Consider the following 15,830-nt stretch of genomic DNA (forward strand, 5'->3'; position numbering starts at 1 on the left):
TTTAGTTTTTTTAGGTCCCTCTACGGGTTAGAGGGTACTTATCAAAAACTAAAAAAGGGAGGTCACCTAATGACTGTTAAAGAGTTACAAAATGCCCTCAGGGGTAAGGTTAAAGGACTTTGGAAAATGAATAAACCTGAACTGCTGAAAGCTTATAAGGAGCTTGAAAAGAGCCCTGAGGCAATAGTAGAAAAAGCACTTGAAGAGAAACAAATATTAAGGCCTGGAAATAGAGAAGAATGGCTTGAAATTAGAGAAGGTGGACTAGGTGGAAGTGATATTGCTGCAGTAATCGGACTTAATGAATATTCGTCAAAAATAGATGTATTTATTTCAAAGACAGCTAGAAATAATGCAGTATTGAAACAGCAATATGAGGAGAAACAAAAGAAAATTAGAGAATCTGAAGCTGTCCAGATGGGGCATGTCCTAGAACCTGTGATAGCTGATATTTTTAAGAAAAAAAACAAAGGATATACCGTTGTAGATCTGCCAGTAACAGTAAAAGCAAACCCATGGGAAATAGCCAATGTAGACAGATATCTAATAAATGAAAAAGGAGAGGTGGGAATACTAGAAGTTAAAACAACTACTCTCTATAACAAAGATAAGTGGGAAGGTGACAGCTGTCCTCGTAATTATCTCTGCCAGGTCCTTTGGTACCTTGGGATAACAGGCCTGAAATATGCTTATATCTGTTGTCTAATAGGTGGACAACATTACAGACAATTTAAAATAGAAAGATGTGAGGAAACAATTAATTATCTTAGAACAGAAGGGAGGATCTTTTGGGAGGACCACGTTATCCATAATATAGTCCCGGAGCCAGATGGGAGCTCCTCCTATACAGAGCACCTTCAATTTTTAGCAGATTATGCTGAAGATAAGGGAGAAAAAATCGAAGTTGAAGCAGCTGCAGATAAAGTTGAAACCTACGAGGAACTTATTGAACAAAGAAAAGAACTCGATAAAAAAATTGAGAAAATTAAACAGGAAGTGTTTAAAGAAGCAATAGAGCGGGGATCTAAACGAGGACTTTGGGGGAGACGTAAGTTTAGTATTCAAGGAGGTCCTTACAAAGGATTTGACAGTAAAAAGTTCAAATTTGAAAATCCAGATTTATATGAGCAATATCTTGTAGAAAAAACGAAAAGACAATATATAAAATTATCTTAGGAGGAATCATAAATGGCAGAAAAGATAGCTAAAAATGACATTATACAAAAGGCAGCAACTAACAGATCTGTAACTAAAAAGAAAAGTAACAGCATATATGACCTTATCTCAAGCGATAAGATGAAAAGCCAGTTTGCTATGGCATTACCAAAACATGTTGATACAGAAAGGTTTGTAAGAATAGCTCTTACATGCATCAGACAGAATCCAAAATTGGCAGAATGTAGCAGAGAAAGTCTATTGGGTGCTCTTATGACATCTTCTCAACTTGGATTAGAACCCGGTGGAGTATTAGGGCAAGCTTACTTAATTCCATTCTCTGTTAAAGGGCAAATGGAATGCCAATTTCAAATTGGGTATAAAGGTATGTTGGAGCTTCTAAGGAGATCAAAACAACTTTCAAATATAAGAGTTCACACAGTATATGAAAATGACGAGTTTGAAATAGGTTATGGATTAGACTGTACTCTTAATCATAAACCAGTTTTTAAAAACAGAGGAAATATGATCGGATTTTATTCCGTTGCGGAGCTAAAAGACGGTTCAAAACAATTTCATTTCATGTCCTATGATGATGTAGTAGAGCACGAAAAAAAGCATAGGAAAGGAAATTACCAAAGTAATGTATGGAAACAACATTTTGAAGCTATGGCACATAAAACAGTAGTTAAGCAACTTATGAAGTGGCTGCCTGTTTCGGTTGAGTATCTTGAAATGGCTTCTAAAGACGAGGGCGTATATAAAGCCAGTGAAGAAAACCTTAAGGACGTTACTGAGGAAGTAGTAGCTCCAACTTTAGATTATGATGAAGATACCGGAGAGATAATGGAATCTGAGGATAATTCAGCTGACAACGTCATAAGTGACGTTTTTAAATAGATGTGGAGGGTGGGTTCCAGTCTGCCTTCCTAGATAAAAATTTTGTCTGGAGGTTTTTAAGGGGTATGGATTGGACTAAGGAAAAGATAAAGAAACTGAAAAAGATGAGAACAGAAGGGGTACATTACTACGGGATTGGGCTTGTCCTGGGGTGTTCTGAAAATGCTGTCAGGCAGGCTGTACAGAAGTTTATTTTCAAGCCTGGGAGACCTAGCAAAACTGACAGCAGGATAGATATGTCAAAAAGGAAAGTAGCTCTGAGAAGCGGTAGCCAGTACGCCCTTCACGACTTAGGGTTGCCTAAAAACACCTTTGTGGGGTGGGCTATGAAGGGAGATATACCGAAGGACTTTATAATCGTATTTTAGAAGTGATATGAATGAAAAAGAGAGATATAACCGAAGAAAGAAAATGGCTGGAATTAGTTAGGAGGGATTATATATGAAACAAATGCTAACCGTTGAAGATGTGATGAATATATGTCAAGTAAAAGAAAGTAAAGCTTATAAGCTTATGAAACAAGTTAATAATGAAATGGAAAAAGAAGGGTATATTGTTATCAGAGGAAGAGTAAACTCTAAGTATTTAATGAAAAAGCTAGGGATAGTCTCAGAGGAACCAGTGAGTTAGATGCCAGTCTATAAAGATGGTAAAAAATGGAGAGTTGTATACACTTTTAATCAGTGTGGCGAATTAAAACAATCCCAAAAGAGAGGTTTCAAAACTAAAAAGGAGGCCTCTCTTTGGGAGAGTGAACACAAGCTCAAAGGAAGTAAGTCAGTTAATATGACATTCACTTCCTTTTATGACTTATATATGGGAGATATAAAACCAAGAGTTGCTGAAACTACATATCATTTGAAGGAGTTAATATTCAAAAATAGCATTCTTCCTTATTTTCAAAATATGAAGATGTCGAAAATAACACCTATAATAATCAGAGATTTTCAAAATAAATTGATCACAGGGACTAATCCAAAAACTGGGAATCCTTATAAGGCACACTATATACAAAAGATTAATGCTCAACTTTCGGCACTTATGAACCATGCTGTGAATTTCTATGAACTTAAAGAAAACCCATGTAAAAAAGCAGGGCCTTTAAAATTAAGATATGATAAAAAAATAAACTTTTGGACATTAGAAGAGTTTGAAAAATTTACTGAGGTTATAGAACATAAGCCAATGAGTTATACAGCTTTTAATATCCTATTTTGGACAGGAATAAGAGTTGGAGAACTTCTAGCCTTAACATTAAGTGACGTAGATCTCAAAAAAGGAATTATGAAAATAGATAAATCTTATGCTAGATTAAAAGGGAAAAATATAATTAAATCAACTAAAAATGAAAGCAGTGAAAGAACTATAAAGCTGCCTCAAAACTTGGTTGAATTGCTAAAAAAATATGTTAAAATGATGTATGGATTAACCCAAGAAGACAGACTTTTTCCAATGACTAAAGAAGTCTTTAAAAATGATCTTGTAAGGTATTGTGATAAAGCAGGTGTGAAAAAAATTACGCCTCACGACCTGAGACATTCTCATGCTAGTTTGTTGATAAATTCAGGAATAAACCCACTAGCTATATCAAAGAGACTTGGACACGCTAAAGTGGATATGACATTGAATACTTATTCTCATCTATACCAATCTACAGAGGATAAAATGATTGAGTTATTGGAAGAGGTCAGTGGCAAAGTTTTGGCAAAGAAAAATTAAAAAAAGGGTATAAAACACCATAAAAAACTAAAACACAAAAATAAGAACCATTGAAAATAAAGGGATACAGAATATATAAAAAGTTGCCAAAGTATGGTAAGGTAGAGGTCGCCGGTTCGACTCCGGCAGGTGGCACCACTGAAAATAACACTTAGAGCAGGACTTCGGTTCTGCTTTTTTTTATTTGGTAGCAAAATGGTTGTTTTTCTTGATTACTTTTTCTTCCTTGGAAGGATATAAGTGTGAATAGGTATCAAGAGTTATATCTACTTTAGCATGGCCTAATCTCTTTAAAATTATCATATGGTTAACATCATTATTTATTAGTAAGGAAGCATGGCTGTGTCTAAGGTCATGAACTCTTATCTTTTTTACCTCTGCAATCTTATGATATCTTGTTATATCATTTCTAAACAGATAATGTTCTCTAGAAAAGTATAATTGTATTAATAACTTTTAGGAGAAAACTACTATGAATAAAAACAACTTAAATATTTATGCTGATTTTTTAATTGCATCTTCAAAATATGCTCATTCTCCAGATCTTAAAAAGATAACAAATGATAGATACTCTGAGGACAAAATATACCGTTTTCTAAGTTCCGGTGAATTTTGTGAAAAGAACTTTTGGTTAACGATTAAACCTACGCTTAAGAGTATTCAGAACAATAATGCCTGTATATCTGTAGATAATACAATTATCGAGAAACCACATATCAAGGAAAATGAAGTTGTTTCTTATTACTACGACCACACTAAATCTAAATGTGTTAAAGGTGTTAATTTACTTTAGTTAATAAATAGATATTTTAGCGTGACTCTCGGAAATTTATTCTGAGAGTTTTTTATATTTTTAGAAACTTTAAGAGCTCATAATAGCATAAAGCAGATCTAATCTATTTTCATAGTTCATGACTATGATGTTATGAAAAAGCTTTTCAATTATAAAATTTGGGAATGTTTATATATAAAAAAACTGTATTTTAAATAATTTTGATAAAAAGGTAGACTTTTATTAAACAAAGTTTAAAGGAGGATGGATGAAAATAGAAGCTGCCAAGAAAATTTTCGGTGAAATATTGAGGGAACAGTTAGAAAAAATAGAGAAAATAAAATCCTTTAAAGACAGTATAGACTACAAAAATTTAGACAAAATTATTATAGGGGTTATAGACGGAGATGGTATAGGACCCATCATAATGGAGCAGACAAAAAGAATAATAAATGAACTCCTGAAGTCTGAAATCGATGCAGGGGGAATAGAGATAAAGAATATAAAGGGACTTACCATAGAAAACAGAGTTTCCAAGATGGAGTCTGTACCATCTGATATTTTGGATGAGATTAAAAAATGTCACGTTATTTTGAAGGGGCCTTGTACAACTCCTAGAGCAGGTGATCCATGGCCGAATCTAACAAGTGCCAATGCTGTACTGAGAAGGGAACTGGATCTGTTTAGCAATGTTCGGCCGGTGTCCATTCCCGGTAAAGGTGTGGACTGGATATTTTTCAGGGAGAATATAGAGGGAGGTTATGCCCTAGGAAGCAAGGGTATACAGGTAGATGAAAATTTAGCCATCGACTTCGTACTGGAAACAAAAATAAATTCCGAACGTCTTGCTAAAAAAGCATTTGAGTACGCCAGAAACAATAACAAAAGTAATGTCACTGTTGTTACAAAGGCAAACATAGTAAAAACTACAGACGGGAATTTTATTAAAGCTTGTAAAAAAGTGGGAGAAGACTATAAAGAGATAAATATTGTGGAAAAACTTGCTGATGTTACAGCTGCAAGACTTACAGATCTTAAATTCAGCAAAGATTTGCAGGTATTTGTACTGCCAAATCTTTACGGCGATATTATCTCTGATATAGCAGCAGAATTCCAAGGTGGGCGTGGAACAGCAGGAAGTGCCAATCTGGGAAATAGGTATGCTGTATTTGAAGCCATTCACGGGTCGGCTCCGGCAATGATAAAAAGCAACAGGGGGCAGTATGCTGACCCCAGCAGTCTCATGAGAGGGTTTGGAATGCTCCTTAACCATATAGGGTACAGTGATAAATCAAAGGTATTAACAAGAGCTCTGGATATTTGCGGAGTTGAAGAGAGAAAAATTAAAATGACAAGTTCATCGAAAGGGGCTTCGGCCGAGGAGTATACAGATTACATACTAGATGAAATTAAAAAGTTGAAGTCATAAACAGCGGATTGAGTATAGAGGTCATTTTTAGATTATCAGGAGGGATTATGAATAAAACGCTGACTGAAAAACTTATTTCAAAATCACTTGTAGAAGGAGAAATGATAAGAGGCCAAAGAATCGGGGTAAAGGCACACCAGACTCTGTCTCACGATTTAAACGGAGTGATGTCTTATCTTGTTTTGGAGGCACTGGAGATAGACAGAGTCAAGACAGAAGTTTCGGTGCATTATACAGATCATAGATTCAGGCTGATTTTAAAAATTCAGACGATCATGAATTTGAGTATGGCATGACGTCGAAAATTGGAGTTTACGCATCTAACAAGGGGAGCGGAATCTGCCATCAGCTCCATTTGGAACACTGGGGTATACCGGGTAAAACTTTAATCGGAGGAGATTCCCACACTGTAGCTGCCGGGGGGATAGGGATGTTTTCTATAGGGGTCGGCGGTTTTGATGGAGCTATGACTATGGCAGGAGAACCTTTTTATTTTAAAATGCCTGAAATTATCAATGTAAAACTCACAGGGAAATTAAACCCTTTTGTTTCTGCCAAAAACATCATTTTGGAAGTGCTCAGAAGAATATCTACCAAAGGGGGAGTGGGAAAAGTTCTTGAGTATTCCGGCCATGGAGTGAAGACCCTGAATGTGGCTGAACGTTCTACAATAACAAATATGGGTCAGGAAACTGGTGCGACCACCTCTGTTTTCCCAAGTGATGAAAATACTAAAAAATGGATGAAGGCATATAAAAGAGAAAAAGACTGGGTGCCTATGTCAGCAGATGATGGAGCCGTTTATGACGGTGTGATCGAAATTGATCTTTCTGAACTGGAGCCTCTTATAGCGCTTCCTTCTCAGCCTGATAAAGTAGTTCCTGTAAAGGAAGTGGCAGGGAGAAAGATTGACCAGGTAATGATGGGAAGCTGTACGAATACTTCTCTTCATGATCTCCTTTCAATAGCCAATATTCTTGATGGGAGACATACCAATAAAGATGTGGATGCCGGTTTATACCCCTCTACCCGAACAGTAATCAGAGAAAGTATCGCAAGAGGAGCCTACGATAAAATAATCGCTTCTGGAGTCAGGGTGTTTGAACCTGTGTGCGGCGGATGTAACGGATGTGGGTTTGCTCCTAAAACCAACGGGGTTTCATTGAGGACAACTCCGCGTAATTTCAAAGGTAGAAGCGGGACAGCAACAGACCAGGTATACCTTGTAGCACCGGAAACAGCTGCTGCATCGACTGTCACAGGGGTAATAACTGATCCGAGGGATTTTAAAATATCTGATTATAACTACGAAATGCCAGAAGAGTTTATTTTTGACAGCAACTTATTTATTAGCCCTTCTGATAACCCAGACGAAGTGGTTATTACCAAGGGTCCAAATATAAGGCCTCTTCCTGAGGTTCAGCCCCTTTCTGACAATGTCAGTGGGGAGATTTTATTAAAACTGGATGATAATATAACTACCGACCATATCTGTCCGGCAGGGGCTTTATATCTGCCAATAAGATCTAATATTCCTGAGATGTCTAAACATGCGTTTAAAGTTGTAGATGAAAACTTTGCTGAAAGAGCTAATAAATCTGACGGGGGAATTTTAGTTGCAGGAGTTAATTACGGTCAGGGCTCAAGTAGGGAGCAGGCTGCAATACTTCCAAGATATCTCGGAGTAAAGACCGTTATTGCCAAAGATTTTGCAAGGTTACATCTTGCAAATATGGTGAACTGGGGACTTTTACCTCTCACATTTATAAATGATGAAGACTATGAAAACCTGGATCAAGAAGACCTGCTGTCAATTGATGCCACGGAACTTGTGGAAGGTAAAAAATATACCGTGTTTAATAAAAGTAAAAATATTAAGTTTGAAGTTACTTCTCCACTGTGCCAAAAGGACCTCGCTGCAGTTAAAGCAGGGGGAACTATCAATGTAGTTAAAAATAAATTAAAAGCTGAAAAAATAGATAATTTTAAATAGGAGGAGACCAATGCCAAAGATACTATGTCAAAATATTAAAGAAGAAACAATCTCGGAAGTGAGCAAAGATCTTACTTTGGAACTTGCAGATATTTTAGGGATACCTAAAGAAAGAATCTCTTTTATTGTTCCCAGCTGTGAAGAGTTCATTATAAAAGAGGGGGAGAAATCAAAAGCTCCACATTATATTAAGATTACGTGGAGAGAAAGACCTGAAGATTTGATGCAGGCTGTGGCAAAATCTATAAAGGCACATTTTTCAAAAGCAGGAGTAGATAATTCCCCAATTTATTTTGAAAATATCTTTAAAAAAATAAAATAAGTAATGTTAAATTGTAGAATTAATTTTAAATTTTGATAACAAGCTGAAAAATAATGATTTTAGAAACACCCTTACCTTGAAAAAGGAAGGGTGTTTTGCTTGGAAAAAGGAGGTCAAATTGAAAAAATTAAAAATAACAGAAACGGCACTGAGAGACGGACATCAGTCCCTGATAGCAACAAGATTGACGACTGAAGAGATTCTTCCTATCCTGGAAAAAATGGACCAGGTTGGGTATTACTCGATGGAGGTCTGGGGAGGAGCCACCTTTGATGCATGTATAAGATTTCTCAACGAAGACCCTTGGGAAAGACTGAGAGAGATGAGAGCAAGGGTAAAAAATACAAAGCTTCAAATGCTTCTTCGTGGTCAGAACTTATTGGGATACAGACATTATGCAGATGATGTGGTAGAAAAATTTGTGGAAAAATCTATAAAAAATGGGATAGATATCATAAGAGTTTTTGATGCTCTGAATGATTACAGAAACTTGGAAACTACAATAAAATCAATCATAAAATATAACGGTCACTGCCAGGGATGTATCGCATATACAACAAGTGAAATTCACACAGTGGACTACTATGTTGGGAAAGTACAGGAGCTGGAAAAACTAGGAGCCCACTCTATCTGTATAAAGGATATGGCGGGGATACTTCTTCCTGATATAGCTTATGAGCTTATCACGAAAATGAAAGAGGTATCAAAACTTTCTATAGAACTTCACACTCACTGTACCACAGGGATAGCATCTATGCTTTATATGAAGGCCATAGAGGCTGGAGTGGACATAATAGATACAGGCATATCTTCATTTTCAGGAGGGACAGCCCAGCCAGCAACAGAGGTATTCGTACAAGTATTAAAGGGAAGCGAAAGAGACCCTAAGCTAAACCTGGATATTCTCGCAGAGGTAGCAGATTACTTTAAACCTATAAAAGAAAAATACAGAGCTGAAGGAATATTGAACCCTAAGGTGATGGACGTAGAACCTAAGACTCTTGCGTATCAGGTTCCAGGAGGAATGCTTTCAAACCTCCTTTCACAGCTTGAAGGACAGGGGGCGGCAGATAAATATGATGAGGTACTTGCAGAAGTACCGAGAGTAAGAAAAGACCTTGGATACCCTCCACTGGTTACTCCGCTTTCTCAGATGGTAGGGACACAAGCGGTATTCAATATACTAGTAGGGGAAAGATATAAATTCATACCAAAAGAGATAAAAGATTATGTAAGAGGAAAATACGGGCAGTCTCCTGCACCTATAAGTAAAGAGATAAAAGAGAAGATCATAGGTAATGAGGCATCGATAACTCATAGGCCAGCAGACGACATTGCTCCGGAATTTGAGAAGCTTAAGGCTGAGATCGGACACCTTGCAGACTCTGATGAGGATATACTTATGTACGCGCTTTTCCCGGAAAATTCTAAAAAGTTTTTAGAGGAGAGATTTGAAGAGGAGATAGAGGAAAGAGAATATATGATGACAGTAGCAATTTAATCGGATATTAATTATAGAAATGCTAAGTGTTGGCATTAAAAATATTTTCTGAAATACCAACAAGTAAATCAAATCCAAAAATATTATATTTTAAAATATAAAACTCTCCAAAATTCTATAAGCTATTGAATTTTTTTAGATATCTATTTAAGTCAAGTTGCGATCTAAGTGACTTTTGTGTAAAATATCTCTAAACCAAATACGAGAAATATATAATTTTGGTGTTTTGCACACTTATAAATTTTAAACAGCGACATTTTAGGCAGATGAATATTAAGGAGTGAAATATGGGTAAAAAAAGTGTGAAAAATCTTTTGACTGGATCTATTCCTAAACACCTCTTTGACCTTGTCCTTCCCTCTATAGGAGGGATGTTTGCCATCACAATTTTCAATTTAACTGATACATATTTTGTATCCAAGTTAGGAACCAATGAACTTGACGCTATGGGATTTACCTTTCCTGTAATAATGGTTATTGGCTCTATTACAGGAGGAATAGGTATAGGTTCCTCTTCCGTAGTGGCGAGAGCTCTGGGAAAAAATAATCACCATGAAATTAATAGAACTACTACCGACGGTATTATTTTGTCAATTATAGTTGTTGTTATTATTTCTCTAATTGGTCTTCTCACAATAGATCCATTATTTTCACTTTTAGGAGCAGATAATACTATCCTACCTCTAGTTAAAGATTATATGTCTATATGGTATCTAGGGGTAGTGGCTGTTATCATGCCGCGAGTGTGTGATTCATCTATGAGAGCCCTAGGAGATATGAAGAGACCTCTTATTGTAATGCTAGTATGTGCTTTGACCAACCTCATATTGGACCCCATCTTTATATTTGGATACTTTGGAATTCCCGCTTTGGGTATAAAAGGGGCCGCTATTGCTACTATTCTTTCAAGAATTTTAGGAATGGTCACCACTCTTTCATTTGTGCATTTTCACTATAAGCTTATCGACTTCAAATACAACTATAAGTCTGAGATATTTGATTCGTGGAAAAAAATCCTTCATGTTGGGATACCAGGAGCTATAATAAGGCTTTTTCCACAGCTGCTTAGAGCTGTCTTGACTAGCCTAGGGGCCAAAAGTGCCGGAATAGCTGGAGTAGCTGCAATTGCAGCTGGTGCCAGAATTGAAAGTTTTTCTACTATTATAAGTATGGCTGTTGGGGCAGCTCTGGTTCCAATTGTAGGTCAAAACTGGGGGGCAAAAAAATACGAGCGAGTAGAGGAAGTAAAAAAATTGACGAATAAAATTTCGATTGTTTACGGGTTTATTCTTTTTGTTCTTTCACTTATTTTTACAAGGAAAATTGCAACTATTTTTACTGGTGATCCTGTAGTTATAGACCTAATCTATGCCTATGTAAATATTGTTATGCTCGGGAGCATAGGCTTAAATCTTTATAACTGGACCAGTGAAAGTCTAAATGCCACTGGTAAACCTAAATATGTACTTATAATAAATGGCCTAGGAACCTGTCTCATTATAATTCCCTCTATTTATATAGGATTTTTTCTAGGGGGGTTCCCAGGTATGCTTATAGGAATTTCTATAGGACAGATTATTTTAGGTGGAGTTTCTGTTAAAATTGGGAAGAAAGAGCTTGGTATGCAAGCAGTATAGTATAAAAGTTCAATTAAAAGTCAGAAAATTGATAAACTTGCGAGGGTTTCAAAAGCTGACATATTATAATGTATTCTCTAGAGGTTTAGAGATTACAACTGAGTTATTTGTGGAAATGGGAGGATGAAATGATTTATTTTTTTCTGGCTATAGGGGCACTTATAGCAGGAATAGTTACGGCCATGGCCGGTGGCGGTGGGATTTTTATTATAACTTTTCTGATGATGTTGGAAATTCCAATTAAAATAGTTATTGGTACAAACAGAGTCAGTGCATGCCTTGATAATGCTACAAGTTCATACAACTATTATAAGAAAGGGAAATTGGACACAGAATTTTTTAAGTATGCGATTATACCTGCTTTTTTGGGAACGGTTATCGGATCTAAACTATTGGTATTATTGAATGCTAAAATTGTAGAAAGATTAATCCCAATGATATTATTGGCATTGGTTATAAGGATGTTTGTTAATAAAAAAGCCGGCCTAGAAAATGAGTTTGAAGGGTTCACCAGAAAAAATATAATAAAAGGAATTATTGTTACATTTTTAATGGGGATATACATGGGTTTTTTTGGACTAGCAATAGGCAACTTTTTTACACTGGCCTTGGTTTATGTTTTGAAATTTGATTTTTTAAAAGCGGTAGCCACAGTAAAACCAATTAATTTTTTTATGGGCCTTGTCTCTGTAGTCATCTATGCAATGGAAGGTATTATTGATTGGAAAATTGCTATATTTGTAACTGCTTTCAGGGTGATCGGGAGTAAATTGGGAAGTAATTACGCCAGTGAAAAAGGTGCAAAGGCTGTGAAACCTATTTTTTTACTTTTATGTGTATTCACTGTTTTTAAAGAATATTTTTTGTAGTAAAATTGTTTCAAAATCACATATTATATTTTAGGTGTTTGTGAGGGCTCCACTGGAGCTCTTTTTAAATTAAATTTTCGATAATCAGGATATAAAAAGTCCCTCAATTAATTACACAAACACACTAGAATCAACTGGTAATTAAGGGAAGGACTAAAAATTCCACTTTAATTGAAATGTTTATAAGATTTGTATTTTTTTATCATAAGGATTTAAGATGATTTATAGATGTTTCTAAAAATTCTTTTTTGCCAAAACTCCCAGATTTTAGCACAATTAACATCTCTCTTCCTATGGCAAGTCCCGAAGGAAGGCCTGTTTCAATTTCTTTTAAAACATAGTTTCCTTTGATACCTAATTTTCTGCAGATAGTCCCGGAAGTATCTCCCCCTGCCACAACAAGCCTTTTTAAATTTATATTTTTGGTGATTGTTTCTGCTATATCCGCAAGCAACGCTGACACCATTTTGCTGATTTTTAGTTCATCTATATTGAGAGCTTTTCCTCGTTTTTTAGTTTCAGCAATTATTACGTTGTCGTTATCTGCCATTATAAGGATGTCGTTTCCTTCTTTTAGAAGAGCTGTTCCCTTTTCTACGATTTTTATTTTTTCCTTTTCATATAGGTCTTCTGAAAAAACTTTTCTAGAATCTAATACTAAGGTAGGCACTCCTATTTCTTTTAAATGTGCTGTTTGAGCCCTTGTTTGTGGAGTAAGGCTTCCAGATACAACTAACACTCCGTTATTATCATCACAGTCTAATTTATATACAGGGTTCTGTGACTTTTTATTTTCAAGAAATTTAGGTAGTTCTTCCCCTATAGCCGAACTTCCCCCCAGGCATTCATATCCCACAGAGGCTTCTGCCACGATTTTCAGGTCCTCTTGAGTCTCGCTATCTATTATACAGTAGTTGCAGTTTTTTCTTACCTTTTCAATGGCTTCTCTCAGTTTTTCTGCACCCATTCTGACTACCTCTATATCAATACTACATACCTTCTTATTTGTTTCTTCAGAAAGTATAGATACCAGATCAGAGCTTGTCATAGGGTGCACCGGGTCCTTTGCAAAATTTGAATTTTCCAGAAGTTCTCCGTTCACCCTGTGTATCCCGTGTACTGTGGTTCTCCCGTTTTTAGGGAAGGCAAGGCTGATAATTGCAAAATCTTTTTTCAATGCATCCATCATTGCATCTAGCTCAACCCCTATATTTCCCCTGAAAACCGAGCAGGTCTTTTTATGAAAAATCTCACATCCTGCTTTTTTTAATATTTCCGCCGATTTATAAACCTTAAATCTGCTTAACTCCAAAGGGTCTAACCTGCTGTCTGTATCTATAATCAGAACGTCACAGTTATTTTCAGGAACCATATCCTCTTCAAAAGTTAAAATTTTAACTGCATAACCGTTTTTTCTAAACATTATTCCTATATCATTAGCTCCTGTAGTGTCGTCTGCTATTACTCCTATCATTTTACTCTTTCCTCCTTAATCTCTTCTAATATTTTTCGGGCACTTATTTCGGGGCTTGAAAATATAGGTTTATTGCACGGATCAAGGCTTTCCAAGGCGCCGTTCATAGACATCTGAGCCAGGACGATCACATCATATTTAGAAGAAAACTCCTTGATTTTATTTTGAATTAATCTGTCGTGCTGGTTCTTATTGCCGTTTTTTAGCTCATCAAAGGCATTGTAAACAATTTCTCCTTCTACTTCCACGGTGGTTTTATTTTTATCTCCTAGTTCTTTTATAAGCTGTAATGTTGTAGACCTCGCTGCTTCAATAGTAGTCAAAACTCCTATCTTGCCTCCCATACTTACAACTTTTTCTAGCATAGCCATATCGGCACTTAGTAAAGGGATGTTTACAAAGTCTTTTATAACATCCACGTAGGGAGAAAAAGCCGAACATGCCAAGAGTATTCCGTCAGCCCCGCTTTTTTCAGCATTTTCTGCCATTGTGATGATTCTTTTTAGCATAAAAAATTCTATAGGGCTATTCTTTTTAAGGTCCGACATTAATCCCTCGTCAAGAAAATTCATTAATTCTATGGTGGCGTCAATTTTATTAAAGGCCTTTATTATAGGTGACATTGAATTTACTGTTGTATGAATCAAAGCTATTTTCATAACGCTGCTCCTTTTAATTTTTATAATCAGATACTATAAAAAAGATATTCCACCTACAGAAAAGAATCTATAGGTGGATATCTTAATTTTTTAATTTAACAGCTTCTTACATTGTTTTTAAAGTGTTTATAACTTCTTGTGTGAAACTTGTTGTTGATTCTTTTCCTCCGAGGTCTCTAGTGCAAACCCCTTCGGTAAGATTCTTTTCTATAGCAGCCTCTATAAGAAGGGCCATATCATTCATTCTTTTGTCCTCATGCTTGTCTGCAAGCCATTTTAAAAGTAATGTTCCAGATAGTATCATTCCCACAGGGTTGGCTACATTCTGTCCTCCGATATCAGGAGCAGATCCGTGAGCCGCCTGAGCCATAGCCTGAGTTTCGTTACTGTTGATTGCAGGGGCAAGTCCAAGACTTCCAGAAAGTTCCCCGGCCAAATCAGAAAGGATGTCTCCGAATAAGTTTGTAGTAACAATTACATCAAAATCTTTTGCTCTTCTCACGAGGTGAGCGGTCATTGCATCAATGTGGTAATCCTCTATCTCTACCTCTGGATAGAATTCTCTTCCAACTTCATAGCATGTATCTCTAAATAATCCGTAAGCCATCTGGATAACGTTTGCTTTATGAACTATAGCCAATTTCTTTCTTCTAGACATAGCCATTTTAAATGCTTCGTGGGCAATTCTTCTTGTTGCTTTCTTTGTGAATACTCCAGTTGCCAGGGCAATTTCAGGAGTTACAAGGAATTCTCCACGTCCTTTGAACATGTTTCTGTCAGGCATAAATCCCTCTGTATTTTCACGGAAAAGTACCAGGTCCATTCCGTCTACTACTGATTTAATTCCAGGTACCGGTTTGATCGGCCTTGCATTTGAATAAAGATCAAAATGATGTCTTATTGTTCCGCTTGGATTTAACTGTGAACTCCACTCTTCAGGGTATGCAGCCGAATCATGTGGTCCTAATAACCATGCATCACATTTTGTAAGTCCCTCTTTAGTTACATCAGGTACAGGATTGTTATATTTTTCAATACCTTCCCATCCTAAAGGCATTTTTTCAAATTCTACCTCTATACCAATTTTCCCTGCTGCTGCTTCCATAATGTCAACAGTTGATTTAACAATCTCCGGTCCGATCCCGTCTCCGTATAAAGCCCCTAATTTATAATTTTTCATTTGAACCTCCCTGTAAATATTGGTTTTTTTCTTCTTGAGTTAAGTATATCGCAGATTGAAAACCAAATAAAATACATTATTTTCATTGAAAAAGATAATAAAAAGTTATAGTTATTAATCATTTTAAGTTCAAATAATGATCGTTGTGAAAAAATATAATTAAGTATATATTAGTCTTAAAGAATACCAATAAAATAAGAGATTATAATTTGATTAAGGC

15 protein-coding genes and 1 pseudogene are annotated in these 15,830 nt (G+C 36.0%); 12 read left to right on the top strand and 4 right to left on the bottom strand.

The window, feature by feature from the left end; all coding sequences use genetic code 11:
* The first annotated feature begins 69 nt into the window (after positions 1-69).
* The 5 genes from ILYOP_RS10610 to ILYOP_RS10630 all read left to right on the top strand — a co-directional run bounded on the left by ILYOP_RS10610 (position 70) and on the right by ILYOP_RS10630 (position 3,774).
* Complete coding sequence (locus tag ILYOP_RS10610) at positions 70-1,176, top strand: YqaJ viral recombinase family nuclease (protein WP_013388511.1); 1,107 nt, start codon at positions 70-72, stop codon at positions 1,174-1,176.
* A gap of 12 nt (positions 1,177-1,188) precedes the next feature.
* On the top strand, positions 1,189-2,055 hold the full coding sequence (gene recT / locus ILYOP_RS10615) for a recombination protein RecT (RefSeq protein WP_013388512.1): 867 nt from the start codon (positions 1,189-1,191) through the stop codon (positions 2,053-2,055).
* A 65-nt stretch (positions 2,056-2,120) separates the two neighbouring features.
* A complete protein-coding gene (locus ILYOP_RS10620) occupies positions 2,121-2,423 on the top strand; it encodes a hypothetical protein (RefSeq protein ID WP_013388513.1) in 303 nt (100 codons plus the stop codon).
* 73 nt (positions 2,424-2,496) lie between these two features.
* Positions 2,497-2,685, top strand: coding sequence for a hypothetical protein (locus tag ILYOP_RS10625; protein ID WP_013388514.1), 189 nt, complete (start codon positions 2,497-2,499; stop codon positions 2,683-2,685).
* Positions 2,686-3,774 (top strand): site-specific integrase, encoded by a 1,089-nt coding sequence (locus ILYOP_RS10630; RefSeq protein ID WP_013388515.1) that lies wholly within the window; start codon positions 2,686-2,688, stop codon positions 3,772-3,774. It begins immediately after the preceding gene.
* Positions 3,775-3,954: 180 nt separating this feature from the next.
* Here ILYOP_RS10630 and ILYOP_RS15530 read toward each other — a convergent pair whose 3' ends face one another.
* Positions 3,955-4,221, bottom strand: a complete 267-nt coding sequence (locus ILYOP_RS15530; RefSeq protein WP_083789133.1) for a tyrosine-type recombinase/integrase — start codon at positions 4,219-4,221, stop codon at positions 3,955-3,957.
* A 25-nt stretch (positions 4,222-4,246) separates the two neighbouring features.
* Between ILYOP_RS15530 and ILYOP_RS10635 the strand changes: the two genes are divergently transcribed.
* The 7 genes and pseudogenes from ILYOP_RS10635 to ILYOP_RS10665 all read left to right on the top strand — a co-directional run bounded on the left by ILYOP_RS10635 (position 4,247) and on the right by ILYOP_RS10665 (position 12,297).
* The gene (locus ILYOP_RS10635; protein WP_041921279.1) at positions 4,247-4,567 is read left to right on the top strand and encodes a hypothetical protein; all 321 of its coding nucleotides are present in this window, start codon (positions 4,247-4,249) and stop codon (positions 4,565-4,567) included.
* A gap of 247 nt (positions 4,568-4,814) precedes the next feature.
* Entirely contained in the window at positions 4,815-5,975 is a 1,161-nt protein-coding gene (locus ILYOP_RS10640; protein ID WP_013388516.1) for an isocitrate/isopropylmalate family dehydrogenase, read from the top strand.
* Between the two features lie 47 nt (positions 5,976-6,022).
* Positions 6,023-7,968, top strand: a pseudogene (locus ILYOP_RS10645) (aconitate hydratase).
* Positions 7,969-7,978: 10 nt separating this feature from the next.
* A complete protein-coding gene (locus ILYOP_RS10650; protein ID WP_013388517.1) occupies positions 7,979-8,290 on the top strand; it encodes a DUF1904 family protein in 312 nt (103 codons plus the stop codon).
* Positions 8,291-8,408: 118 nt separating this feature from the next.
* Positions 8,409-9,791, top strand: coding sequence for an oxaloacetate decarboxylase subunit alpha (locus ILYOP_RS10655; protein WP_013388518.1), 1,383 nt, complete (start codon positions 8,409-8,411; stop codon positions 9,789-9,791).
* A 287-nt stretch (positions 9,792-10,078) separates the two neighbouring features.
* Positions 10,079-11,428: an MATE family efflux transporter gene (locus ILYOP_RS10660; RefSeq protein WP_013388519.1), complete on the top strand. Its 1,350-nt coding sequence runs from the start codon at positions 10,079-10,081 to the stop codon at positions 11,426-11,428.
* Positions 11,429-11,556: 128 nt separating this feature from the next.
* Positions 11,557-12,297: a sulfite exporter TauE/SafE family protein gene (locus tag ILYOP_RS10665; RefSeq protein WP_013388520.1), complete on the top strand. Its 741-nt coding sequence runs from the start codon at positions 11,557-11,559 to the stop codon at positions 12,295-12,297.
* Between the two features lie 202 nt (positions 12,298-12,499).
* On the opposite strand, the gene ILYOP_RS10670 is transcribed toward ILYOP_RS10665, so the two are convergent.
* The 3 genes from ILYOP_RS10670 to ILYOP_RS10680 all read right to left on the bottom strand — a co-directional run bounded on the left by ILYOP_RS10670 (position 12,500) and on the right by ILYOP_RS10680 (position 15,610).
* Positions 12,500-13,771, bottom strand: a complete 1,272-nt coding sequence (locus ILYOP_RS10670; RefSeq protein ID WP_013388521.1) for a four-carbon acid sugar kinase family protein — start codon at positions 13,769-13,771, stop codon at positions 12,500-12,502.
* Positions 13,768-14,430 (bottom strand): aspartate/glutamate racemase family protein, encoded by a 663-nt coding sequence (locus tag ILYOP_RS10675; RefSeq protein ID WP_013388522.1) that lies wholly within the window; start codon positions 14,428-14,430, stop codon positions 13,768-13,770. Before ILYOP_RS10675 ends, ILYOP_RS10670 begins: the two co-directional genes overlap by 4 nt.
* A 106-nt stretch (positions 14,431-14,536) precedes the next feature.
* Positions 14,537-15,610 carry an isocitrate/isopropylmalate dehydrogenase family protein gene (locus tag ILYOP_RS10680; protein ID WP_013388523.1) on the bottom strand — a complete coding sequence of 358 codons (1,074 nt, stop codon included), beginning with the start codon at positions 15,608-15,610 and terminating at the stop codon, positions 14,537-14,539.
* Positions 15,611-15,830: the final 220 nt, after the last annotated feature.

It is taken from the genome of Ilyobacter polytropus DSM 2926 (genome assembly GCF_000165505.1).
Classification (GTDB): Bacteria; Fusobacteriota; Fusobacteriia; order Fusobacteriales; family Fusobacteriaceae; genus Ilyobacter; species Ilyobacter polytropus.

Coding starts and splice junctions, on each gene's coding strand:
- ILYOP_RS10675 (WP_013388522.1), bottom strand. CDS start 14,430: ATGAAAATAGCTTTGATTCATACAACAGTAAATTCAATGTCACCTATA.
- ILYOP_RS10635 (WP_041921279.1), top strand. CDS start 4,247: ATGAATAAAAACAACTTAAATATTTATGCTGATTTTTTAATTGCATCT.
- ILYOP_RS10650 (WP_013388517.1), top strand. CDS start 7,979: ATGCCAAAGATACTATGTCAAAATATTAAAGAAGAAACAATCTCGGAA.
- ILYOP_RS10665 (WP_013388520.1), top strand. CDS start 11,557: ATGATTTATTTTTTTCTGGCTATAGGGGCACTTATAGCAGGAATAGTT.
- ILYOP_RS10660 (WP_013388519.1), top strand. CDS start 10,079: ATGGGTAAAAAAAGTGTGAAAAATCTTTTGACTGGATCTATTCCTAAA.
- ILYOP_RS10625 (WP_013388514.1), top strand. CDS start 2,497: ATGAAACAAATGCTAACCGTTGAAGATGTGATGAATATATGTCAAGTA.
- recT (WP_013388512.1), top strand. CDS start 1,189: ATGGCAGAAAAGATAGCTAAAAATGACATTATACAAAAGGCAGCAACT.
- ILYOP_RS10680 (WP_013388523.1), bottom strand. CDS start 15,610: ATGAAAAATTATAAATTAGGGGCTTTATACGGAGACGGGATCGGACCG.
- ILYOP_RS10670 (WP_013388521.1), bottom strand. CDS start 13,771: ATGATAGGAGTAATAGCAGACGACACTACAGGAGCTAATGATATAGGA.
- ILYOP_RS10620 (WP_013388513.1), top strand. CDS start 2,121: ATGGATTGGACTAAGGAAAAGATAAAGAAACTGAAAAAGATGAGAACA.
- ILYOP_RS10640 (WP_013388516.1), top strand. CDS start 4,815: ATGAAAATAGAAGCTGCCAAGAAAATTTTCGGTGAAATATTGAGGGAA.
- ILYOP_RS10610 (WP_013388511.1), top strand. CDS start 70: ATGACTGTTAAAGAGTTACAAAATGCCCTCAGGGGTAAGGTTAAAGGA.
- ILYOP_RS10630 (WP_013388515.1), top strand. CDS start 2,686: ATGCCAGTCTATAAAGATGGTAAAAAATGGAGAGTTGTATACACTTTT.